This window comes from Bacillus sp. TH22 (assembly GCF_016651015.1).
GTDB lineage: Bacteria > Bacillota > Bacilli > Bacillales > Bacillaceae_G > Bacillus_A > Bacillus_A mycoides.
Genome location: NZ_JAEKER010000001.1, coordinates 3,794,064 through 3,818,538, shown reverse-complemented (window position 1 = coordinate 3,818,538; position 24,475 = coordinate 3,794,064). Strand labels below are relative to the sequence as shown.

General features: G+C 36.8%; 24 protein-coding genes and 1 other annotated feature. Of the genes, 12 read left to right on the top strand and 12 right to left on the bottom strand.

Annotated elements, in window-relative coordinates; translation table 11 throughout:
• Positions 1–56: 56 nt before the first annotated feature.
• The 5 genes from JFU18_RS19430 (at position 57) to JFU18_RS19410 (ending at position 5,186) form a co-directional block, all read left to right on the top strand.
• On the top strand, positions 57–2,222 hold the full coding sequence (locus JFU18_RS19430; protein ID WP_201034388.1) for a spore germination protein: 2,166 nt from the start codon (positions 57–59) through the stop codon (positions 2,220–2,222).
• 16 nt (positions 2,223–2,238) lie between these two features.
• On the top strand, positions 2,239–3,333 hold the full coding sequence (locus JFU18_RS19425; RefSeq protein ID WP_085312559.1) for a spore germination protein: 1,095 nt from the start codon (positions 2,239–2,241) through the stop codon (positions 3,331–3,333).
• A complete protein-coding gene (gerHC, locus tag JFU18_RS19420) occupies positions 3,309–4,388 on the top strand; it encodes a spore germination protein GerHC (protein ID WP_201034389.1) in 1,080 nt (359 codons plus the stop codon). The genes JFU18_RS19425 and gerHC overlap by 25 nt, the downstream gene beginning before the upstream one ends.
• A gap of 92 nt (positions 4,389–4,480) precedes the next feature.
• Positions 4,481–4,666 (top strand): hypothetical protein, encoded by a 186-nt coding sequence (locus tag JFU18_RS19415; protein WP_201031928.1) that lies wholly within the window; start codon positions 4,481–4,483, stop codon positions 4,664–4,666.
• A 97-nt stretch (positions 4,667–4,763) separates the two neighbouring features.
• Positions 4,764–5,186, top strand: a complete 423-nt coding sequence (locus tag JFU18_RS19410; protein WP_002034433.1) for a pyrophosphohydrolase domain-containing protein — start codon at positions 4,764–4,766, stop codon at positions 5,184–5,186.
• A gap of 44 nt (positions 5,187–5,230) precedes the next feature.
• On the opposite strand, the gene JFU18_RS19405 is transcribed toward JFU18_RS19410, so the two are convergent.
• Complete coding sequence (locus tag JFU18_RS19405) at positions 5,231–6,244, bottom strand: VrrB protein (RefSeq protein ID WP_201034390.1); 1,014 nt, start codon at positions 6,242–6,244, stop codon at positions 5,231–5,233.
• A gap of 166 nt (positions 6,245–6,410) precedes the next feature.
• On the opposite strand from JFU18_RS19405, the gene JFU18_RS19400 reads away from it, so the two are divergent.
• Positions 6,411–6,839 (top strand): GNAT family N-acetyltransferase, encoded by a 429-nt coding sequence (locus JFU18_RS19400; protein WP_085312562.1) that lies wholly within the window; start codon positions 6,411–6,413, stop codon positions 6,837–6,839.
• A 25-nt stretch (positions 6,840–6,864) separates the two neighbouring features.
• Here the strand turns inward: JFU18_RS19400 and leuS are convergent, their stop codons facing one another.
• The 9 genes from leuS to JFU18_RS19355 form a co-directional block, all read right to left on the bottom strand.
• Positions 6,865–9,273 carry a leucine--tRNA ligase gene (gene leuS, locus JFU18_RS19395; protein WP_201031930.1) on the bottom strand — a complete coding sequence of 803 codons (2,409 nt, stop codon included), beginning with the start codon at positions 9,271–9,273 and terminating at the stop codon, positions 6,865–6,867.
• A gap of 65 nt (positions 9,274–9,338) precedes the next feature.
• Positions 9,339–9,557, bottom strand: a binding site (T-box leader).
• 198 nt (positions 9,558–9,755) lie between these two features.
• On the bottom strand, positions 9,756–10,949 hold the full coding sequence (locus JFU18_RS19390; protein WP_201034391.1) for an MDR family MFS transporter: 1,194 nt from the start codon (positions 10,947–10,949) through the stop codon (positions 9,756–9,758).
• Positions 10,950–11,139: 190 nt separating this feature from the next.
• A complete protein-coding gene (locus JFU18_RS19385) occupies positions 11,140–12,363 on the bottom strand; it encodes a cation:proton antiporter (RefSeq protein ID WP_002034427.1) in 1,224 nt (407 codons plus the stop codon).
• Positions 12,364–12,366: 3 nt separating this feature from the next.
• On the bottom strand, positions 12,367–12,864 hold the full coding sequence (locus JFU18_RS19380; protein ID WP_001026048.1) for a cation:proton antiporter regulatory subunit: 498 nt from the start codon (positions 12,862–12,864) through the stop codon (positions 12,367–12,369).
• Positions 12,865–12,898: 34 nt separating this feature from the next.
• The gene (locus JFU18_RS19375) at positions 12,899–13,465 is read right to left on the bottom strand and encodes a tyrosine-type recombinase/integrase (RefSeq protein ID WP_002034425.1); all 567 of its coding nucleotides are present in this window, start codon (positions 13,463–13,465) and stop codon (positions 12,899–12,901) included.
• 345 nt (positions 13,466–13,810) lie between these two features.
• Complete coding sequence (locus JFU18_RS19370) at positions 13,811–15,670, bottom strand: FtsX-like permease family protein (RefSeq protein ID WP_201031933.1); 1,860 nt, start codon at positions 15,668–15,670, stop codon at positions 13,811–13,813.
• Positions 15,671–15,687: 17 nt separating this feature from the next.
• Positions 15,688–16,449 (bottom strand): ABC transporter ATP-binding protein, encoded by a 762-nt coding sequence (locus JFU18_RS19365; protein WP_002129519.1) that lies wholly within the window; start codon positions 16,447–16,449, stop codon positions 15,688–15,690.
• 129 nt (positions 16,450–16,578) lie between these two features.
• Positions 16,579–16,728 carry a hypothetical protein gene (locus JFU18_RS19360; RefSeq protein WP_001129345.1) on the bottom strand — a complete coding sequence of 50 codons (150 nt, stop codon included), beginning with the start codon at positions 16,726–16,728 and terminating at the stop codon, positions 16,579–16,581.
• A 15-nt stretch (positions 16,729–16,743) separates the two neighbouring features.
• Positions 16,744–17,007, bottom strand: a complete 264-nt coding sequence (locus tag JFU18_RS19355) for a YtzC family protein (RefSeq protein WP_002089099.1) — start codon at positions 17,005–17,007, stop codon at positions 16,744–16,746.
• 111 nt (positions 17,008–17,118) lie between these two features.
• On the opposite strand from JFU18_RS19355, the gene mnmL reads away from it, so the two are divergent.
• From mnmL to JFU18_RS19325, 6 genes are all read left to right on the top strand, one after another.
• Positions 17,119–18,078, top strand: coding sequence for a tRNA modification radical SAM protein MnmL/YtqA (gene mnmL / locus JFU18_RS19350; protein ID WP_002129523.1), 960 nt, complete (start codon positions 17,119–17,121; stop codon positions 18,076–18,078).
• Positions 18,075–18,647: a tRNA 5-(aminomethyl)-2-thiouridylate-methyltransferase MnmM gene (gene mnmM / locus JFU18_RS19345; protein ID WP_201034392.1), complete on the top strand. Its 573-nt coding sequence runs from the start codon at positions 18,075–18,077 to the stop codon at positions 18,645–18,647. Before mnmL ends, mnmM begins: the two co-directional genes overlap by 4 nt.
• A gap of 185 nt (positions 18,648–18,832) precedes the next feature.
• On the top strand, positions 18,833–19,666 hold the full coding sequence (locus JFU18_RS19340; RefSeq protein WP_002034419.1) for an ABC transporter ATP-binding protein: 834 nt from the start codon (positions 18,833–18,835) through the stop codon (positions 19,664–19,666).
• Between the two features lie 18 nt (positions 19,667–19,684).
• Entirely contained in the window at positions 19,685–20,365 is a 681-nt protein-coding gene (locus tag JFU18_RS19335) for an ABC transporter permease (RefSeq protein WP_201031934.1), read from the top strand.
• Between the two features lie 24 nt (positions 20,366–20,389).
• Positions 20,390–21,064 carry an aspartate/glutamate racemase family protein gene (locus tag JFU18_RS19330; protein WP_201034393.1) on the top strand — a complete coding sequence of 225 codons (675 nt, stop codon included), beginning with the start codon at positions 20,390–20,392 and terminating at the stop codon, positions 21,062–21,064.
• A gap of 155 nt (positions 21,065–21,219) precedes the next feature.
• Entirely contained in the window at positions 21,220–22,521 is a 1,302-nt protein-coding gene (locus tag JFU18_RS19325) for a PepSY-associated TM helix domain-containing protein (protein WP_201034394.1), read from the top strand.
• Positions 22,522–22,555: 34 nt separating this feature from the next.
• Here the strand turns inward: JFU18_RS19325 and JFU18_RS19320 are convergent, their stop codons facing one another.
• Complete coding sequence (locus JFU18_RS19320; RefSeq protein ID WP_002089107.1) at positions 22,556–23,620, bottom strand: tetraprenyl-beta-curcumene synthase family protein; 1,065 nt, start codon at positions 23,618–23,620, stop codon at positions 22,556–22,558.
• Positions 23,621–23,657: 37 nt separating this feature from the next.
• Entirely contained in the window at positions 23,658–24,461 is an 804-nt protein-coding gene (locus JFU18_RS19315) for an alpha/beta hydrolase (protein ID WP_201034395.1), read from the bottom strand.
• Positions 24,462–24,475 lie beyond the last annotated feature (14 nt).

Here is a 24,475-nt window from a genome sequence, read left to right as displayed (position 1 = left end):
TATACAAAAATAGCCACAAAATAGCACTATATTACAAGATCAAAGAGGGCATACATATGATTTGGAATTGGTTACGTAAAAAGAAAAAATCAAATTCAACAGAAACAAAAGAAGCAGATAATACTCCGAAACAGCAATCTAGTAATCAAGAGGATGAAAACAAAGAACAGACTAGAAGTATGAAACACAGTACGGGTAAAAATAGTGAACAAAAAAAATCTGAGCAAGATGATTCTTCCCAAGAGAAACAGCAAAACTCTAAGCAAGGTAATTCTTCTCAAGAGAAACAACAAAACTCTAAGCAAGGTAATTCTTCTCAAGAGAAACAACAAAATTCTAAGCAAGATGATTCTTCTCAAGACAAACAGCAAGGTTCTAAACAGGATGATTCTTCTCAATCGAAACAGCAAGATTCTAAACAAGACGATTCTTCCAAAGAGAAACAGCAAAACTCTAAACAAGGTAATTCTTCTCAAGAGGAACAACAAAACTCTAAGCATGATGATTCTTCTCAGGAGAAACATCAAGATTCTAAACAAGACGATTCTTCCAAAGAGAAACAGCAAAACTGTAAGCAAGGTAATTTTTCTCAAGAGGAACAACAAAGCTCTAAACAAGATGATTCTTCTCAAGACAAACAGCAAAATTCTAAACAAGATGATACTTCTCAAAACAAGCAGCAAAATTCTAAGCAAGAAGATAACTCTCAAAACAAACAGCAAAGCTCAGGAAGTAACAGCATTTATGACTTTAGCAAACCAGAAAGTGACCATATTCATTCTCTACAAGATTTAATAGAGAAGATGAAACAGTCTAGTGACTTTGTTAATTACCATACATCTGACGATGAAACGATGCCTTATTGGATTTCTTACTATCGTCCTTCACTTGATGGTGAGAAATTGCAAAAGTATTTAATGCCTACTCTTTTGGAACGTCCTTGCGCTCCATTAGAAGAATTAAAAGAACATATTCCAATGAGTGGTATAACGATTACGAACGACTTACAAAAAATTGAGGACATGGTTTTAAAGGGACATGCAATTATTCAATTAAATCAGCAAGATCAAAAATGTATGCTTGCAAACATTGCAATTGATAATTATCGTGCACCAACTCCTCCATTAAATGAATCCACCGTTATCGGGCCACAAGAAGGATTCGTAGAAGATATTGATACGAATATTAATTTAGTACGAAAACGTCTTCCTGTTTTAGATTTACACACAAAAGAGATGATTATTGGAGAGTTTTCAAAAACAAAGGTTGTCATGATGTATTTAGACAACCTTGCCGAAAAAGATAATGTAGACTTTCTAGAAGAATCACTTCGAGCTCTTGAATATGATCAAATTAACGATAGTGCTTATATACAGGAATTAATGGGTGAAAAGTCAATTTTTCCTCTCTATATAAATACAGAACGCACTGATAGAGTCACAAAAGCACTTATTGATGGAAAAATTGCTATTTTTGTTGATGGTTCTCCAAGTGTCCTCTTAACGCCTGTATCATATTTCGATTTTTTCATTTCACCAGAAGACTATAACGTATCTTGGCTATATGCGACATTTTCAAGAATATTACGCCTTATCGCAGTTCTATTCTCAATTTGTGCCACACCGCTATATGTCGCTATTTTAAATTATCATTACGAGCTCATTCCAAGTGATTTGCTTGAAACATTGATTTTATCAAGGGCACAAGTACCCTTCCCACCTTTAATCGAGGCGCTCTTTTTAGAATTAGCCATTGATTTATTAAGAGAAGCTGGCGCGCGATTACCAATGAAAGTTGGACAAACACTAGGTATTGTAGGCGGTATTGTAATTGGGCAAGCATCTGTACAAGCTGGTTTAACGAGTAATATTTTATTAATTATTGTTGCTTTATCAGCTTTAGCTTCCTTTATTACGCCCATTTATAAAATGGGTAACGCCGTTCGTTTACTACGTTTCCCATTTCTCGCATTTGCAGAAATAGGTGGGCTCTTCGGTATATCTCTTGGATTTATCTTTTTATTTACCCATTTGTTTAGACTTACTTCTTTACGTAAGCCGTACGCTCTCTTTTATCCAACGAGACAACAATCCTTTAAAGATTCTTGGATTCGTTTTCCATTAACAATGATTGATACTCGAGATGTTCAAGCAAGACCGCAACACGTAAAGAAAGCAACTAATGGAATTTCTACAAAACATACGTCAGATTTTGATGATTAAGAAATGAGGTGCATCGATGAGTAAAATTAAAGCAGAACACCAAATATCACCCGTCTTCGTTTTCTTTTTAATTCACGGTGCACAATTTGGTGCTGGTGTTCTCGGATTCGCTCGAATCATTGCAAAAGCCGCTGGATACGACGGCTGGATGGGCGTTCTAATCACAGGAATCTGTATCCATATTCTTATATGGATGATGTATTTCTTATTAAAAGAAACAAACGGGAATTTAATCGACTTACATCGGCAAACATTTGGAAAGTGGCTAGGAAACGGCATTAATATCATCTTTGCTGCTTATTTTTTAATCGTCAGTATTTCCGTCATTCGAACATACGTTGAAATTATTCAAGTGTGGATGTTTCCTACCGCTTCCACTTGGATGTTAACACTATTTTTATGCTTAATTAGCTATTACATTATCTCTTCTGGATTTCGTGTAATTACCGGCATTTGTGTCATCTCAGTTGGTGGTACATTAGGATATTTATTTCTTAGCCTATTCGTTTTGAAATACTCTCATTGGCCTAATTTACTCCCTATATTCACACATTCTTTTTCAGATATTTTAAAAGCCGCTCAACTGTCAATCTACAGTATGACCGGTTTTGAGGTTTACCTCATGGTTTATCCATTTGTGAAAAACCCTAAACAATCTCATAAATTCGCTCAATATGGGGCACTATTTTCAAACCTACTATATTTATTTAGTACCCTTTTAGCCTTTGCGTTTTTTAGTGAAAAACAATTATTAAAAACAATATGGTCCCAACTTTCTATGACCCAAGTCATTCAATTACCATTCATAGAAAGGCTAGAATATATTGCAATTTCAGCTTATGCACTCGTTATTATTACAAGCTTTATCCTTCCTTTATGGTCGGCAACGAGAGCAACTCACGAAATATTCCGTGTAAAACAAAGAGGTGTTCTAATCGCTTTCATCTTTATCACTCTCATTGTTTCACAACTTTTAACAAACAGGCACGATATTAATAATTTTATTAGTAACGCATCAAAAGTTAGTTTTTGGCTCATTTATGTATACATCCCAATCCTATTTATTATTGTGTGGGTGAAAAGAAAATGGAAAAAATCAAAAGAAAATTAATACTTATTTCTTGTATAGCACTTTTTAGTTTAACTGGATGTTTACAAAAAAATATTATCGATGATGTACAACTTATTCAAGGAACCGTTTTTGATACAGCAAAGGATAATAAAATAAAAGTAACATTCGTTTGTCCCATTCAGAAAAAAGGAAATAAAGTTCAAGTTTTTGAAGGCAGCTCAAATGCGGTAAAACAAGTAAAAGCAGACACATCTTTAGAATCTTCTCAACCATTTGCTAGCGGACAAATGCGTGTTGCTCTATATACTATACGACTTGCAAAAAAAGGAATGTCTACTTCATTCGATACATTACTTCGAGATGTGAATATAGGGAACGCTTTATATGTTGCTTTACTTGAAGGTAATGGTACTGAACTTTTAAAAGGGAAATATACGACTTCATACAACGTTGCAATTTATATAAAAAAATTGTTAGAGCATAACATGGAAACTGGTCCTTTACCAACGGATAATCTGCATGTAGGAGCATTCCGTTATTATCAAGAAGGGCAAGACTACTATATTCCAATTTTAAAGAAACATGGTGATAAAATAAAAATCACCGGAATTGGTCTTTTTAAAAAGGATAAATATATCGATAAAATTGCGGAAAAAGATATGTTCATATTTAAAGGACTATTAGAGAAACATAAATTAGATTCACATGAATTTAAAACAGATTCTGCGTACGTAATGATTAATAATATTCGTTCTGTTCCAACTTACGATATAAAGATTAAAAACGGAAAGCCTTCTTTTTTCATTCACGTTCATCTTGATGCACGTATTCAAGAACTATCGAAGCAAATTAACTTAGAAAATAACAAGAACACAAAAAACATTGAAAAAAATGTACAAAAACAATTAGATACACAAGCTGCTAAATTAATTAAGCAGTTTAAATCTTTAGGCGTCGATCCCCTCGGACTAGGAGCAAAATATAAGCAACATTATCGTCCATTTAAATTAGAAGAGTGGAAAAAAATGTACAAAGATGTCCCTGTTAACATAAAATACACCATAAATATTACAAATTCTGGTGTGATTGAATAAGTTAATGATTGAACTCCCCTCTCTGGCATGGTACAACGGAGAAGGGAGTTTTTATTTTTAAATAGAGAAAAGGGATATTTACGGGGGAGCTTATGTCTAAAAAATTAATAAAACCTATTTTAAATGGTATTTTATTTCTCGGCGTCTTTTTATTTGCTCATACATACTTAAAAAATGTTTCTTTCACACGTTATTTACTTGTCGTTATACCAATGCTACTCATCGGAATGTTTGGCATCGATCTTATTTTATCCATTTTAATTAAGAAAGAAGAATAACGAGCGAACATCTTATTTCTCATAAGATGTTTTTTTATTAAATAACTACCTTATGTTACAATAAACTTCGGCATAACGTAAGAAAGGATGAAACAACATGACAAACGAAAAAGGTTTAGATAAAGGGTACGAACTTGTTGCAAAAATGCATGAAGAGTTCGGACATCCTGTGACAAGTACTCCAACAAAACTAACAGAAGAGCGTGCAAAAATTCGTGCTAGCTTTATGCAAGAAGAGTTAGAAGAATTTCTAGAAGCAACAACTGTTGAAGATCAATATGATGCACTTATTGACCTTATTTACTTTGCATTCGGAACGTTTGCAGAAATGGGCGTACGTCCAGATAAAGGATTCGAAATTGTAAACAATGCTAACATGGCAAAACTATTCCCTGATGGAAAGCCTCGATTCCGCGAGGGCGACGGCAAAATTATGAAACCAGAAGGATGGCAAGCACCGGAACCACAACTTCGTGCGGAAATCGAACGCCAACGTCAAGAGGCAGAAAAAAACTGCTAGGATCTCCTAGCAGTTTTTTATTATGTCTTTTTTCCTTTGGTCTATTAATGACCCACGTGTCCCGCGTGCCCTGCTGCTCCTGCTGCTCCTGCTGCCGCCCCTGCTCCAATTCCACCTGCCCAAGGCTGCTGTTGCTGCTGATACTGTTGGTATTGTTGTTGACCCTGATGCTGTTGTTGGCCTTGATGATGCTGTTGACCTTGGTGATGGTGTTGACCTTGGTGATGATGTTGACCTTGGTGATGGTGTTGACCTTGGTGATGGTGTTGACCTTGGTGATGATGTTGACCTTGGTGATGATGTTGGCCTTGGTGATGGTGTTGACCTTGATGAGTTTGAGAAAGGACAGCCTGCGGGTGAATTTGATGATGACCTTGGTGATGTACTTGTTGCTGATGGTGGCCGTGATGATCTTGATGACCGTGGTGCTGATGGTGACCGTGGTGCTGATGGTGACCGTGGTGCTGATGGTGGCCTTGGTGTGTTTGGAAAAGAACAGCCTGCGGATGAATTTGATGATGACCATGATGATGTACTTGTTGTTGATGATGACCGTGGTGCTGATGATGGCCTTGGTGACCATGATGGCCGTGTTGTTGATGATGGCCATGATGCTGATGATGACCGTGGTGCTGATGATGACCGTGGTGCTGATGATGACCGTGTTGTTGATGATGGCCGTGATGCTCATGATGACCGTGAACACCTTGAGGGAATCCGCCGATTCCACCAGCTACAACACCAACGCCAGGTACAGGAAATCCTGTTTGTACACCGCCAACGAAAGATGGAAATGTAGTTGGCATACCTACAGGCACTCCTCCTTGTGTACCTCCTACTACTGCCGGAAATCCTGTTTGCACTCCAGCTACTGATGTTGGGAATCCTGTTTGTACACCCGCCACTGACGTCGGAAATCCTCCAGCTTCTCCTCCCATCCAACTTGGGATTCCGCCATATCCGTGTTGACCATCTCCTCCCATAAACATCATTTGTCCATAACTATCCGATCCACCTCCGAAGAAGCCATGTGGTGCATTATTGTCCATCCCTTTCATTCCTTTCACCTCTTCTGCTCAATTTAACCTACCTTTTTTATCATATTTCCTATAGAAGAATAGGTGTTTGTCTATATAGGAATTCCGCACCTTTTTCTTCATTCTCCATTCATGATAGGATTAATTGACTGATTATTTTTCTTTCACTTGAAAGGGGGCATTTCCATTGGAGAACATAGCAAAAGCTTCAATTGATGATTTAGAGTCAATCTTACATATAGATGTCGCTGTAATCGGAGACGATAGTAGACGAAATTATATTAAACACGCTATTGATGAAGGAAAATGCATAATTGCAAAAGAGGACAATTCTATTTCCGGTTTTCTAACATACGATACAAATTTCTTTGGTTGTACTTTCCTCTCATTAATCATTGTTTCGCCAACGAAAAGAAGACAAGGTCATGCAAGCTCATTAATCTCATATATGTTAAGTAATTCTCCTACTCAAAAAATATTTTCTTCAACGAACGAATCGAATGCAAATATGCAAAAAGTTTTTAAAGCGAATGGATTTATGCGTAGTGGAATAATTGAAAACCTAGATAAAGGCGATCCAGAAATTATTTTCTATATAAAAAAGCTCAGAGCATAGAGGCTCTGAGCTTTTCTTTCATTCATTAGTTTGCAACAACGTTAACAAGTTTTCCAGGAACAACAATTACTTTACGAACTGTTTTCCCTTCAATTTGTTCTTTGATTTCCTCAAGTGCAAGTTGTTCCATTTCTTCTTTTGATGCATCTTTACTCATTGTTAATTTTGCGCGAACTTTGCCCATAATTTGAACAACGATTTCAACTTCATCTTCTACAAGTTTAGACTCATCAAATGTTGGCCAGCTTGCATATGTGATTGTTTCACTGTATCCAAGTTTGCTCCATAGTTCTTCCCCGATGTGAGGTGCAACTGGTGCAATCATTTTCACGAAACCTTCTACATATTCTTTCGGAAGTGTTTCAGCTTTGTATGCATCGTTAATGAATACCATCATTTGAGAAATCGCTGTGTTGAAGCGAAGCTCTGCATAGTCTTCTGTTACTTTCTTCACTGTTTGGTGGTAAGCTTTTTCAAGATCTTTGTTTGGTGCATCAGTAATTTTCTCACTTAATTCACCGTTCTCTTGAATGAATAGGCGCCATACGCGGTCTAGGAAGCGACGAGCTCCGTCAAGACCATTTTCAGACCAAGCGATTGAAGCATCTAATGGTCCCATGAACATTTCGTATAGACGAAGTGTATCTGCACCGTGGCTTGCTACGATATCATCAGGATTTACAACGTTACCTTTTGATTTACTCATTTTCTCGTTGTTTTCACCTAAGATCATACCTTGGTTGAATAATTGTTGGAACGGTTCTTTCGTTGGAACTACACCGATATCATATAATACTTTATGCCAGAAACGAGCATATAGTAAGTGAAGTACAGCGTGCTCTGCTCCACCGATATAAATATCAACTGGAAGCCATTGTTTTACTTTTTCAGGGTCTACAAGTGCTTCGCTGTTGTTTGGATCGATGTAGCGTAAGTAGTACCAGCAGCTACCAGCCCATTGCGGCATTGTATTCGTTTCACGACGACCTTTTTTACCAGTTTCAGGATCAACAACATTTACCCACTCTTCAATGTTTGCAAGTGGTGATTCACCTGTACCTGAAGGACGAATGTTTTCTGTTTTCGGAAGAACTAATGGTAATTCTTCTTCTTTCACAGCTGTCATTGTACCATCTTCCCAATGGATTACTGGAATTGGCTCACCCCAGTAACGTTGGCGACTAAATAACCAGTCACGTAGACGGTACGTTACTTTTTGATTTCCTGCGCTTGTTACTTCAAGCCACTCAATCATTTTTACAATTGCTTCTTCTTTATTTAAACCATCAAGGAATGCTGAGTTTACGTGCGCACCATCACCTGTATATGCTTCTTTCGAAATGTCTCCGCCTTTTACAACTTCCTTCATTGGAAGATTGAACGTTGATGCGAATTCATAGTCACGCTCATCGTGAGCTGGAACTGCCATTACAGCACCTGTTCCGTAAGTTGCAAGAACATAATCAGCGATCCAGATTGGTAATTTCTCACCGTTTACTGGGTTAACTGCGTAAGCACCAGTGAATACACCAGTTTTTTCTTTCGCAAGTTCTGTACGCTCTAAATCGCTCTTCATTTTAACAGAGTTAATGTAAGCTTCTACAGCTTCTTTTTGTTCTGGTGTTGTAATGTTAGCAACAAGTGCGTGCTCTGGAGCCAGTACACAGTAGCTTGCTCCAAATAGTGTATCAGGACGCGTTGTGAAAACTGTGAACTTCTCATCTGTACCGTCGATGTTGAAGTGTACTTCTGCACCTTCAGAACGACCGATCCAGTTACGCTGCATATCTTTTAAGCTTTCTGGCCAATTAAGCTCATCTAGATCTTCTAATAGACGATCTCCGTAAGCTGTAATTTTTAGCATCCACTGTCTCATCGGACGACGCTCAACTGGATGTCCACCGCGCTCACTCTTACCGTCAATGATTTCTTCGTTTGCAAGTACTGTACCAAGTGCTGGGCACCAGTTTACAGGTACTTCATCAACGTAAGCTAAACCTTTTTCAAATAGTTTTAGGAAGATCCATTGTGTCCACTTGTAGTAGGTTGGATCTGTTGTATTTACTTCACGATCCCAATCGTAAGAGAAGCCTAATGCTTTAATTTGATTACGGAACGTATTAATATTAAGCTCTGTAAATTCAGCCGGGCTGTTCCCAGTATCAAGTGCATATTGCTCTGCTGGAAGACCGAATGCATCCCATCCCATTGGATGAAGAACGTTATATCCTTGCATACGCTTCATACGAGATAAAATATCTGTCGCTGTATAACCTTCTGGATGACCTACGTGTAAGCCTGCACCTGATGGATATGGGAACATATCTAGTGCATAAAATTTTGGTTTTTCTGTTTCATCTGGCGTACGGAATGTTTTATTCTCTTCCCAATGCCCTTGCCACTTCTTCTCAATTTCTTGATGATTAAAGCTCATGAGATACCCTCCTTGAAATTCTATTTATTTTCACCGCCCAAAATACAAAAAACCTCTCATCCCTAGAAAGGGACGAGAGGTTATAGATTCCCGCGGTACCACCCTAAATTAATGTAATAAATACATTCGCTTAGATCCGTAACGTGGATTAACGGCAATTGCTACTAATGATTTCACAACTGCAACTCAAAGGCGAGTTCATAACGAAACGTGGATTGACTTGCACCGACCGTCAACTCTCTAAACCAGCTTCTATTACTACTACTCCTTCTCACTGTTATTACAAATATGAGTTAATGTGAACTACCCACCACTTAGTATCTCTTAAGAGCTTACTTGAAGCGAGGGCTTCTCGGTTAATCGTTACTCTTGCTAACTAACGAATTTGTCATAGGACAGCCGAGCTAACTCCCTTGTTCCAAAGGATATTTTATTACTATTTATTTAAATATATTCTAAAACATGTTGCATGTTCCGTCAAACTAAACTGCAATTTTTTCTTCAACTGTTTCTTCTACTTTTACTCGTCTATCATAAATACTCGTTGCTATAAGCGCTACTACAAGCATTACCATGATCGCAATAAACAATACTTCCATATTGTATAAGTCAACAATCGCTCCGCCAACGACCGGTCCGAACATTTTCCCTACAGTCGCTGCGCTATTTACAACACCTTGATAAAATCCTAGCTTATCTTTCGGTGCAAGTATATTTGCGATGGTCGGAACTGCCGGCCATACGAATAATTCACCAATTGTTAATGTCACCATCGCAATGAGAAACATCGTAAATTGCTGCGCTTGGCTTAAAACAATAAACGACGCCGCAAAAATGATAATTCCAATCATAATTTGTTGTTTTAAAGAACGCTTCAGCCAGCGAATTAACATACTAACAAGTGGCTGCGCACAAACAATCATCGCTCCGTTTATCGTCCATAATAAACTATAATGGCGGAGGCTAATATCTAATTCTCGCATATGAGTCGCAATTGCCCCTTGCCACTGTACGTATGTAACCCAGCATAAAGCATATGCTACACATACGATTAGAAGCGCTTTGAAGCCAGGTGTAAGTGACCAACCTTTTTTCGTTTCGGCTTCTTTTTGTACCTCTTGCTCTTTTTTTGCTTCCATACCACGAAATCCAATAAACGCAATTAAGAAGAAAATAAAATATAAAATAAAGTTCGCTAAGAAAATATAATCAAAACGATAAGACGCAACTAATCCACCGCACGCTGTTCCAATCGCAATCCCAACGTTTTGTCCAACATACATTGCATTGAACGCTCTTCTCCCGCCTTCTGGCCAAACCGTACCGACCATCGCATACATCGATGGAAACACCATTCCAGAACCGAATCCGATTAATGCTAGCCACACAACATATAATGGCCAACCATGGAAAAATACAAGACCTAAAATCGATACAAGTGTAATGACAATCCCTACTAAAATTGATTTATAACCGCCCCATTTATCAAATAAAACACCGCCGAGCAAGTTTCCGATTACACCAGTAAGCGAGTTGATCATTAATACCATTCCGGCTACTGATAAAGATTTCCCTAAACTATCATGTAAGTAAATTGTATTAAAAGGCCATAAAAAAGAAGCACCCGTGACATTAATAATCATCCCAGCTACTAATAGCCATACTTTCCTTGGCATAGTCTCCCCTCCTATTCTCTTTTTTTCGTTCATATATATAACAGTAAAATTGTAGTCGTTTTTAAATAGGAAGGCAACTGATTAATAGTTGATGAAATTCAGATAATAGCACAAAGACGATTAGAATGTATTCTAATCGTCTTTGTAAAATATTAATCTATAAATAATGGAATCGTTCCCTCGCGAAAGGTTATCCAACTTCCTTTTTACGTTTTGCACTTTCTTTCGCACTCCATTTAAATATTTTGTCTAGTAGAGAGTATATTCTCCCAGACTCCTTCGTTAATAATGGCCCTAACGACGCCAATATTAAAACATATAAAGCTGAGAATGGTTTAATCGTTGCCATTAAGCCACCCGCTATTCCGAGATTCGCGACAATAATGGAGAATTCCCCACGTGATATAAGTGTTAAACCGATATTCGTAGAAGCCTTATGCGATAACCCGGCTTTACGACCTGCAATCATTCCAGCTGTAAAATTACCGATGAGAGTAATGAAAACTGCTCCTAATGCCAACCATACTGCTCCTCCAAGTGAAAACGGATCTATACTTAAACCGAAGCTGAAGAAAAATATAGCTCCAAAGAAATCACGAAACGGGACGACGAGATGCTCGATCCGGTCACTATGCTCTGTTTCTGAAAAGACGAGTCCTAACAATAAAGCCCCAATCGCTTCCGCAACATGAATTGTTTCTGAAAATCCTGCTACAAAGAATAAAATAGCGAATATTACGATAATAAAAATTTCGTTTGACGAAATATCTAATACTTTATTTAGGAACGGCGTAGCTTTTCTAGCGATTACAAAGAATAGGAGCATATACCCTACTGCGATTAACACCGATGTAAGAGCACCTACAAATGATGTTGCACCTCCGAGTACTAATCCTGAAACAACTGATAAATATACAGCTAAAAAGATATCATCAAACATAATGATTCCTAAAATTAGCTCTGTCTCTTTATTACCAGATCTTCTTAAATCAACGATTACTTTCGCTACAATTGCACTCGATGAGATTGTAATAATTCCAGCAATAATTAATGTTTCTAGTAAGGGGAAGCCCATTATATATCCATAAAGTAAACCTAATATGAAATTAAGCGATATATGAACACTACCCCCAAAAGCAATCGACTTTCCTGATTTAATTAATTTTTTTATTGAGAATTCTAAACCTAAATAGAATAAGAGGAATATGACGCCAACACGGCCGAGGAAGGAAATAACTTCTCCGCTTTCAATAAACCTTAAATCGATAAGTCCTAAATCTGGGGCATGAGGCCCCACTAACATACCGAGTATAATGAGAAACGGAATAATCGAGAACTTTAACTTCGCAGCGAGGATAGCTGCAAAAGCTACTAATACTAACGCAGTTCCAACTTCAAAGATTAAAGTATCCATCGATTAGGAATCACCTCCTGCTGAAAGCAATTCATTAATAATTCTTTTTACTTCATGTCTTTCACCCGACAATACGAGCATATCGCCAGCTTCAATAATAGAGTCTGGACCTGGATTAAAGAATTTCTTCATATTCTTTTTCAAAATAGCAATAATCGTTACGTTATACGTTTTTCTGACATGTAAGCTACCAATTGTTTGTTGTACTACTGGTGCATTATTCTCCACCTTAAACCATTCAATTGATAATCCTTCAAAAGCCATCTCAATTGTGTCTAGCGCTTGCGGCCTATATACCATTCCGCCTAATATAGCCGCAATTTGTCTCGCTTCAGAATCACGAAGAGAAATGCTTGAAATACTCTCATCGTGATCCGCATCAAAATGATACATTTCTCTTCGGCCATCATCATGAATAACGATAACCATTTTTTCATTACCTTTTGTGATTACTTCAAACTTACAACCAATGCCCGGTAGTTCACTCTCTCTAATATTCATATTTTCCGCCTCCTAAAGTTTTTAGTTACGGCTTTTACAAATCTACATCAATCTCTGTTTTAAACTTCTCATCTTTTGAGATTCCTAAATACTTGAGCGTCTCTGATGGAGTTGCGTGATGAAAATGCTTTTGCAATAGCGCAATCGCTATTCCTCTTTTGTACGCATGAAATCCAAATGTTTTTCGCATTGAATTCGTTCCAATCTTTCCAACAATCCCAACCGCTTCAGCTGCGCTATGGATAACACGATATGCTTGTTGGCGTGAGATTGAATTTGTCGTTTTATTAGATTGAAATACGTAGTTTTCTCTTTGAGCATCAATAGATTTTACATACTCTAAAAGGGCTTCTTTTACTTTTGTATTTAAATAAATATCTTGTTTGAATTTTTCATCTTTCACAGGAAGAGAATAAAACTCTTTAACAGTCTTATCTTCATTTAATACCTCTTCAAATTTCATACTAAGTAGCTCAGTAATCTTTAATCCAGTGTTAATTCCAATAACAAATAAAAGATAATCTCGCTGCGAGTGCTCTTTTAAATACTTTTTCATAGCCTCAATTTGGTTTATATCTTTTAATGCCTCTACAACTTCCATACATGTATCTCCTCATCTTATGAACGGTAATTTTCTCATTATCCTGTCCATTTTACCTTATCATGCTATGAGATTTCCATGTATTATCTATTATTTTCACAATATACTCTTACGACAATTTTTCATTTGGAAATTTATGATTGTACAAATACGGTGTGGGTAGAAAAAATAGGGGGAGTACAAGTTCAGCTTCTTTCTACAGATCGGATTCCTCCTTTCATTTTTCGGTTGCTGATACTTTCATATTATGTTACTTATTTACATTATATTATATATTTCAGTAACATTAAAGTGTTTTTTCTGAAAATATAAAAAGCCGAGCACTTTCACTCGGCTTTTTACCTATTAATCTTCTTTTGGAAGAACAATTCCTTTATACAATTGAACTGTAATGAAGTAATAAATCGCATAAATAACTAAGAAAATTACGATTGGTACCCAAATACGGAAGTAAGGATCCATTAAAATAAATCCGAAAATATTCATACCAACTAATACGTGAGCGATCCCCACAATTGCTGGGAATAAGAATACTAAGAATAATTCTTTATAAATCGATTTCGTTAATAACTCACGGCGCACACCGATTTTACGAAGCATTTGATAACGCGTAATATCTTTTGATGCACCAGAAAGAATTTTAAACATTAAACAACTTGCCATCATTGCTAAGAACGCAATTCCAAGGAAGAATCCCATAAATACTGTTCCACTCGCAATGCCGTAGAATCCATTGTAAGATTGATATTTACTATCTAATCTTTCAGCTTTTACATTTTTATATTTAACTAGCTGCAACTCGTCAAGTTTTTTCCATTCTTTTGTGTATGCTACAAAATCGTCTGTTTTTCCAGTAACTACGATTCCTTCTTTACCATTTACAGTATCGTACATTTTCTGATCTACAATTTTAATTGCATGATCTTCATATAGATAAAATGGCTGAATTGTTCTGAAAGCCTCGTTCCATTCTTCTGGAAGTTCTTTAGCACTCGCATCTTTTTCATTCATTTCTCTAGAAACTGCACCTACTGGTAGTTCCTCTGAAACTTTCTTTGTTTTTCCTAAATCCTTCATACTTTCCATCTGTTTTGTATCTTGTACGAAAGGAGGGTTTTTCTCTAAATCTTCTTTTACATAATAAACGTATTTATTATCAACTTTGTAACGATATTCATTTTTCTCTTTAAATGTAATACCATCTAAAATTTTCTTTTCTTCAGCTGTTGGGTTATGAATAACTGAATCATATATTACTAAACCATCAACCATTTTTATAACGTTATTTTTAAATGCCATACCACCTGAAATTGCACCCGCTCCAAGAGCAACTAACATCGCTACCGTTGCAAGTACTTTCGTTAAGCTATTAATACGGAAATTTAATTGTGCAAACGTAAAAGCATTAAGTCCTTTTTCACTACGCTTTTTATTACTCTTTAACTTTCTAATGATAACTGGGAGAAGTGATCCAAATAGCATGTAAGTACCAGTTGTTGTTGTAATTAATGCAATAAGGATTCCCATTTCTCTTAGTTTTTCCATGTAAATCATTGATGCATAGCCAATTCCTAATAAAATAACAGCAAGGATTGCAACGACACCTGTCATTTTTCCTTTTACCGCAACACGTTCTGTTTGTGCATCTGCATGTACAAGTTGCAGTACTGAAATACGTGATAACTTAATACTGTTCATAATTGCTGATAATACAAATAATGCAAAGAAGAAAATGCAAGTAACAGTCATAGATGGTAGATAAAATGCCTTATAGCCTTCACCAGCAAATTCTAATTGTTTCATTAATAACTGTCCGATACCTTCTGCAAGTCCTACACCAACTGTAAGTCCAATCGCAAGAGACGCAGCACCTAATACAATCGTTTCAATAAACATAAGTAATGTAACTTTATGCTTTTTTGCACCTAACATCATGTACATACCAAACTCTTTTTGACGAAGAGATAATAAGAAAGAGTTTGCATATAAAATGTAGAAGAACGTTATAATTGCTAATAAAAATGAACCTGCTTGGAATACGAAACCAATAGACTTAATAACAGAATTGGATTCGATAAACGCTTTATTCAGCGCTAACGTTTGGAACATATAAAAAATTGAAATCGACATGACAAGACCAACAAGTAAGACAATATAATCTTTCAGCTTACTCTTTAGCCCTGACATGGAAAGTTTAAATAACATGCCCTAGACCTCCCTTCCTACGCTTTTTGTGTGCCTAAGTCCGCAAGCACATCTAAAATTTCTTTATAAAATTCTTCACGCGTACCACCGCGGTGAATTTCTTTATATAGCTCACCATCTTGAATGAATAAAATACGCTGACAGTAACTTGCACTATATGGATCATGCGTAACCATCATAATAGATACGCCTTGTTCTTCATTTAAGTTTGTCATCGCATCAAGTAAACTTGCTGCATTTTTCGAATCAAGAGCTCCTGTTGGCTCGTCTCCTAAAATAATTGCCGGTTCATGCACTAGAGCACGTGCTGCTGCTGAACGTTGTTTCTGTCCACCGGATACTTCAGTTGGATACTTTTGAAGAATTTCTGTAATCCCTAACATATCCGCTACTTTCTCTACTTTCGGTCCAATATTACGTGATGAAACACCTTGAAGTGAAAGTGGAAGTGCAATGTTCTCATAAATAGATAAGTTCTCTAATAAGTTGAAGTCTTGGAAAATGAATCCTAACTTTTGCGAACGGAAATCAGAAAGCTCACCTTGCTTCATTTTCGTAATGTCCGTACCCGCAATTTCAACAACGCCACCCGTTGCTTTATCAAGCGTTGAAATTACATTTAATAATGTCGTTTTACCAGAACCAGATGGTCCCATAATACCAACAAATTCACCCTCTTGAATTGAGAATGATACACCTTTTAACGCGTGTGATTGGTTCTCACCTTTTTTACCGTACACTTTTTGAACGTTTTTCACGTCTACAACTGGTTTCGTCATATATATCCTCCTACGCTTGTTTTTCCATTACCTATTTTGCGCCTTTTGGAGGTGAACTGCTATTTATTAACATTACAATTACCTTACACTTTTGTAATAAAATAAAACCAGGTCGTATTTCGACCTGGTTTACTCTGATTGCTTCGATCTTTGAGGTTGTCCTTTTTTACTGTTACGCTGTTTCACTTGAACAACTGGATCAAGTTCATTTGAAAATTCAGCGTTATGTCCATTTTGCGTTTTTTGCTCTGGATTATTTTGATCTGAACGTTTTGCCATTACATTCACTCCTTATTAGTGCGGTGTAATAATCATTTGATGTTGCAATTGGCGAATTGCCATACGTGCTCTATTTAATTGCTCACGTTGCTCATCATTCGCATGTTGCTGCATAGTTTGTAAGTCGTTATATGCTTGTTCTAATTGTAACTGAGCATCCGAATACTCCATCGTATTGTAATGCTCTTGTCTCATGCCTTGGTCTAATTGTTCTTTCGCATATTCCACCGCTTGTTCTGCCTGTGTAATATACTCTTCAAGTGATTGACGCTCTGCCATAATTGTCCCTCCTTGCTTCAATTCCCCTTTAGTGTGTCCCTTCCATATGAACCTTATGAGTATGTTATAATGGATTTTGTTTCATTTTGACTCGTCTTAGGAGGGAAAATAATGAAGGTTCAAAACCCTTTTCCATATACAAATGACAATAAACGTTATCATACATGGAATTACCACTTACGAAATGAATTTGGTGAAAAAATCTTTAAAGTTTCATTAGATGCTGGCTTCGATTGCCCGAACCGTGACGGTACAGTTGCTTACGGTGGTTGCACGTTTTGTAGTGCTGCTGGATCTGGTGACTTCGCTGGCGATCGCCGCGATGATGTTATAACGCAATATCATGAAATGAAAGAAAAAATGCACTCAAAGTGGAAAGACGGAAAATGTATCGCTTATTTTCAGGCTTACACAAATACACATGCACCACTTGAAGTGTTAAAAGAAAAATTCGAACCGCTTCTAGCAGAAAAAGATGTTGTCGGTCTTTCTATCGCAACTCGTCCAGATTGCTTACCAGACGATGTTGTTGCATATTTAGCGGACTTAAATAAACGCACGTACCTTTGGGTTGAACTCGGACTACAAACCGTCCATGAACGTACTGCAAATCTTATTAATCGTGCTCACGATTATCCTTCTTACGTTGAGGGCGTAAATAAATTACGTAAGCATGGCATTAGAGTTTGCTCGCATATTATTAACGGTCTTCCCCTTGAAGATTATGACATGATGATGGAAACAACTCGTGAAGTAGCAAAGCTTGACGTACAAGGAATTAAAATCCACTTACTTCATTTATTAAAAGGAACGCCAATGGTGAAGCAATATGAAAAAGGACAATTAGAATTCCTTTCTCTTGAAGATTACGTAAGTCTCGTTGTTGACCAACTTGAAATTATTCCAGAAGATGTAATTGTGCACCGCATCACAGGTGACGGTCCGCCTGATTTAATGATTGGCCCAATGTGGAGCTTAAATAAATGGGAAGTATTAAATTCCATCGATGCAGAATTTGTACGCCGCGGAAGCTGGCAAGGAAAATATGCAAATGAGGAGAAACAAAAATGAAATTAGAACGTGTATTACCGTTTGCTCGCTCGCTGCTGCAAACGGCTGTTAAAGAAGGCGATTACGCTGTAGATGCAACTTTAGGAAATGGACATGACACTTGCTTCCTAGCTGAAATCGTTGGAGATAACGGAAAAGTATTTGGATTTGATATTCAAAAAGAAGCAATTGAAAGCTCTACTATCCGCCTAAAAGAAAAAGAGCTTTTTGAACGTACTGTTTTAGTTCACGATAGTCACGATACGCTTCTATCCGTACTACCAGAAGATGCAAAAGGAAAAGTAACAGGCGCTATCTTCAACTTAGGTTACCTTCCAGGCGGTGACAAGCATATCGTCACAAAACCGAACTCAACAATCTCGGCGATCGAGCAATTATTAGAAGTAATGGCACCTGAAGGTATCATCGTCCTTGTCATTTACCACGGACATCCAGAAGGACAAGTAGAACGCGACGCTGTACTTAAATTTGCAGAAAAACTAGATCAAAAAGAAGCTCACGTTTTGCGATACGGCTTCATTAACCAGCAAAATAACCCGCCATTTATTGTGGCGATTGAGAAGCGATAAAGTGAAACTTTAATCAGTGAGGTTTACTGTCCGGCAAATAGCAGGATAATTATATCAACGATTTTTCAGATATATCGATCATTCGACAAAACATAACAAAAAAAGACGTGCATTCATTGCACGTCTTTTTCTTATTCTCCTATATAATGGATGTATACAATATTTGAAGAAAGAAGGATAGAACTTTGCTAGTAGAACTAAGAGGAATTCAAAAGAAGTATGGCAAATCACTTATACTAGACAACATCGATTTATCCATTCCAGAAGGAGAAGCACTCGCTATTATTGGTGGGAACGGGACTGGAAAAAGTACTTTACTCAAAATAATTGCAGGCTTTATTCCACCTACGGCAGGGACACTTCAAAGAAAAGAACATATACAAATCAGTTATGTCCCTGAACATTTTCCTGAAGGAATTCGTTTTACATTAGAGGATTATTTATATCATCTCGGCCACATTCACGGTTTATCAACAAAATATTTAAGAAATAAAATTCCGATGCTCCTTGAATCTTTTCATCTACATCATGCAAAGCATTACGTTGTACGAAACTTTTCAAAAGGTATGAAACAAAAAACAGGCATTATGCAAGCATTACTTACGGACGTCCATTTATTAATTCTAGATGAACCTCTTTCTGGACTCGACCCTAACTCTCAGCAAGAATTAGAGCATATTTTACTCTCATTAAAACAACAAGGCATATCTATACTCTTCACATGTCACGAAAAACAACTACTAGAAAACTTCGCCGATAGAATTGTGACATTAGCAAATCATACAATTGCGGAAGATACCTCTGTGCAAAAATCAACAGAACAGGTCTATATTGAGGCAATTGTTCACGAAACATTTTCAGCTATAGAACTACAAAAGCAATCAGGATTTATACAAGTTACACACAATTCAAATCAAAACCTCATTCAATTACAAATCGAAAAGGAATATGCAAACGAAATGCTTCAGTTTTTATTACATAAAAAAGCATCTATCACACTGCTACAGCCTAATTTTTAAATCGAAAGAAGGTTTATTATGTTTGCGCTTATTCGTTACCATTTTCTCGACTACACGAAATCGTATAAGTACATTCCTCCTATTGCGATGTACTGCATAAGCTTACTTTTTGTATATACATATAAACCAACTCCCATTGTACCAACATACTTAGAAACAGCACTCGCACTTTATTTATTATCTGCCTGGATTACAGTCACAATTTTTCATACTGAAGATCCTGTACAAGAACAAATCACTATTTCACATACAAATAATATTTCGGCATTATACGTTGGTAAATATATTACGGCTTTTTTTATTTGTACTGTTTTATCTTTTATATCCGTAATCTATCCAATTATTTTGCAAATGTTTAATGAAAAAATGACAGCTTCTTTATTTCTAGTCGGATTTCTCGCTCACATGTCTTTATCTATACTAGGAATTTCAATCGCAACATTATTTACTAGAAATATTATTCAAAAAGCAAGCACCGCTTGGCTTAGTCTTACATTTATATTACTTATGACGATTGCCTCAATCCGGTTAAAAAAAGAGTTACTATGGTTTTTACCACCTGTCGAAAGCTTTATAATGCTTGGACAATACAAATATAATATACTTACTCATACTCTATGGCTTACAGCTTGGGCTATTGTATATTCATTTTTATTACTTACTTTATTTCTTTTTCTCGTTCGCAGAAAACGTTTTTGATTACATATTAAAGGGGACTAAACAATGATTGGAATACTAGCAGGAATGGGTCCAAAATCAACCGGACCATTCGTCGATACAGTTGTAGCAGGGTGCCAAACAATATATGGAGCAAAGCATGATATTGACTTTCCTCATATGATGATTTATTCGTGCCCAACACCGTTTTATATGGATCGCCCTATTGATCATGCGGCGATGAAAAAAGCGATTATTGAAGGAGCGCAAAAACTTGAAAGTACTGGTGTAGATTTCATCGCAATGCCATGTAATACAGCGCATCTTTTTTTCGAGGAATTACAGCGTTCTATTACCATTCCTATTTTGAATATAGTCGATGAGACGTTAAAAGCAATTCCTGAAAATACAAAAAGAGTCGCTCTTCTTGCAACAGAAGCGACTGTTCAAGCAGGTATTTACCAAGACGGGATTATAAAACGTAATATAGAGTACATTCATCATGAAAAATGGCAGACAATGATTAATCAAATTATTACTTGTATTAAAGGCGGAGAAATTGAGGAAGCTCGTAAATTATGGAGTCTGCTCGTTTTACAGTTAAAAGACGAAGTAGATACCGCTATTATCGCATGTACCGATTTGAATGTGGTGATGAGTGAGGACTTTGTTGATTCCGCTCAATGTCTTGCGAAAGCAGTTGTTAGGATCTATGCATCCAATATAAAAAAGTCTTCATAAACATAGAACACATCCTTTTTAAAATGTGTTTTATGTTTGATAAAAACAACCAAAACTTTTAACTTTTTTCACAATTCTTTCAAAGTAATCACACTTAATCTCGCTATATTAAATAAGTAGTTTATTCATATAGGGAAGGTTAGGGGAACTGTCGTATGAAACAAAATCGTTCGCTTCATTATATTTTTTGGCGTTGGCATTTTTATGCCGGGCTTTTTATTACGCCGCTTCTTATTACTTTGTCACTGAGCGGAATTGGGTATTTATTTCGGGAAGAAGTTGAAGATTTCATCTATAAAGATTTATATTTCGGGAAGAGCGCCCAAACAGAATCTATTTCGATGTCTGATTCGCTTTTCTTAACAGAGAAAAAATATCCGCATTATAGCGTGACGAAAATTAGTGAGTTTAATGGGGATTATAATACGAGGCTTACGATTGCTAATGAATATACAGGAAAGCAAAAATTTGTGTATTTAGATAGCAATAATCAAATTGTTGGGGATCAAAATGCAGCTGAAACGTTTGCCAATATAATGCGGGAATTACATAGTTCCCTTTTAGTCGGTGGCACTGTCGTCAATTATATTGTAGAACTTGCAGCGTGCTGGACAATCTTTTTAATTGTAACCGGGTTGTATATGAGTATACGCCAATTCAAAAACACACCAGCATCCAATAAGCGAGAAAAGGCAAAACGACGTCATTCTATTATCGGTATTATATTTACAATTCCTCTCGTTCTTTTAGTTGCATCAGGTTTACCTTGGTCAGGATTTATGGGTAACCAAATTTATAAAATCGCAGCGTCGAATGAATCAATCGGATATCCGAAATTGTATATGGCACCACCTGAATCAAAGGTAAAAGAATTACCCTGGGCAACAAGAAAAGAAGCTCCTCCGGAATCAAACTCAAATGAACCAAAAGCAATTTCAGTTGATGAATTACAAAAAGGAATTGAAATAAAGAAGCCATACGTTATCTCACTACCGACTGATCCGAAAAGTGTATTCACTGTTTCGAAATCAAGCGGTTCCGGTATTACGGGTATGGATGTGGCACCAAATGAAGAAATAACAGCTTACTTTGATCAATATAGCGGAGAACTCATTTCGAAAACGGACTATCGTGATTATGGATTATTTGCACAATGGTTCACTTACGGTATCCCGCTTCACGAAGGACATTTATTCGGATGGCCAAATAAAATATTATGCTTACTAACGACATTATCTTTATTACTTCTTATTTATTACGGAATAAAAATGTGGTTAGCAAGAAAGCCGAAAGGAAAATTAGCAGCACCGCCAAAACAAAGAGATAAAAAAAGCATAATCGTTTTCTTTATCATGATGGTTATACTAGGCGCTGTCATGCCTTTATTCGGACTATCTGTTTTAGTTATTCTCGCGATTGAACTTCTCATATATGTATTTTCAAAAATACGATCATAATAAGAAAACCACTCAACATGAGTGGTTTTCTTCATCACTGCGCCATTTTCTTTCGGTACATCTTCCCGTTCCAGTAGAAGAATCGTGAAGTGAGCCCTCCGTATTTTACAATGCGCCGTGCCATTTTGTGCATATTCTTTTGCGCAGATACTTTTTGATCTGATAAATAAATACCAAGTAATCCTCGGCTTATGAGACGATGAAACTTTGCATGAGGCAAATCACCAATGCTCTTCTCTGCTTCTTCTACAAAATGTTTCATACGATCTAATATAGCTTGCTCGTTTTCATAATAACTACAGAAATTCAAATCTCCGCCGATACGGTCTTCTTCTTGATCGATGAAATAATCAAGTAAAATGTGAAGTCCTTGTACGTATGGAAAATACCCTTGTCTAATTTTCACAATATCTTCTTCATGTAACTCATCATGAAATGCATATGCTACAAGACAGAAAATTCCAAGCGTAGAACCTGCACATGCTGAAAACTCAAACCAACTCATCGGTGGTAAATTTTCTTTATGCGCTTCAAACCATGTTTTTAAGCGTGGTTCTCTTTCTTCTAACTTCACGTGTTTATGAATTTGCAAATCACAATAATAACAAGCAAGTTCATGAAGAATTGGAGCAATTTTATCATAATGCTTCGTTTTCTTTAAAACATCCTGACATGTTTCAACAAGCTCATCTAAATAACCACCATCATCTTGATCATCACGATAACGATAATAGTTACCGCCCCCTTCAACTTCAGGGCTTAATGCCATTACCATCGACTCATGAAGAGCCGCAAAGTCTTTCGGGTCAAGTGATGTACTACGATCACATAAATTATCTAAATAGTCGCTAATCGTTTGATAAGCTACGATAAAACGAATACATTCCTCACGATGTTCATTTGCTAGTAGCGCTAAAATGCCACCGCCCTCGCAATGAAACGTTTTATTCTCAATACTTGCGATTGCCTGACTATGAAGCTCGTCATTCGGAATATGGTAGGCACGCTCTTTCCACATCGCTAGCTCATGGTGTACTACCGGAAACACATCACGGTATACTTTCGCCATGAGCGTTATGGGATTACTCGGTACGTTCACTTCTTCCTTCATCTCCTCTATTCAATGTACAAATAATTTACTTATTTGTTTCTATTATGTTATTGATGCGTATTTCAGTAAATGACTGAATATAATTCAAAATTTCATCACGCTCATACTCATTTAATAACTCATGATAACAATTCGGCCATTCTTTAAAAGCCTTATCACTTATTTTAACATTATCAAACCAAGTACGGACACGTGTTTTATCTACAAGTTTATCCTCACAAGCCTGCATTAGCAAGAGTGGAACGTCTGGAAAATCGCCTATTTTTTTATGCGCAATTTCGATAGACTTAATCAATTCACTATACCAACGTACTGATACTTTGCGCAAGAACAATGAATCATTCTCCATCGCATCTCTCACTTCATGATTACGAGTTGACATTTCCACTGTAAGATTCGTTGCAAATTGCAATTTTGGAGCAACAACATTTAATATTTTTGAGGCAGCTCGAAGCGGAGCAGAAGGTCCAGTTAATACACCTAAACATGGTGAACTTAAAATAATACCATCTACATCTTCTCTCTTCGTTTCTTGCATCATACGAATGACAATAAGACCACCCATACTATGACCAAATATAAAAATAGGTAATCGATACTTCCTTGCCTCTTTCACCCATAATTTAACTTCCTCTATGTATTCATCAAATGAATCAATATGTCCTCTATTTCTCGAAGTCGTTCCATGTGATGGAAGGTCTCCCATCACAACGTGGTAGCCAATATGATTCCACATTTCCGCTATAGCTTCGTAACGTCCGTGATATTCCATTGCGCCGTGCACGATAACGACTACAGCTTTCGCTTCCTCTGCTACATAATTCCACATACGGACCTCCTCCA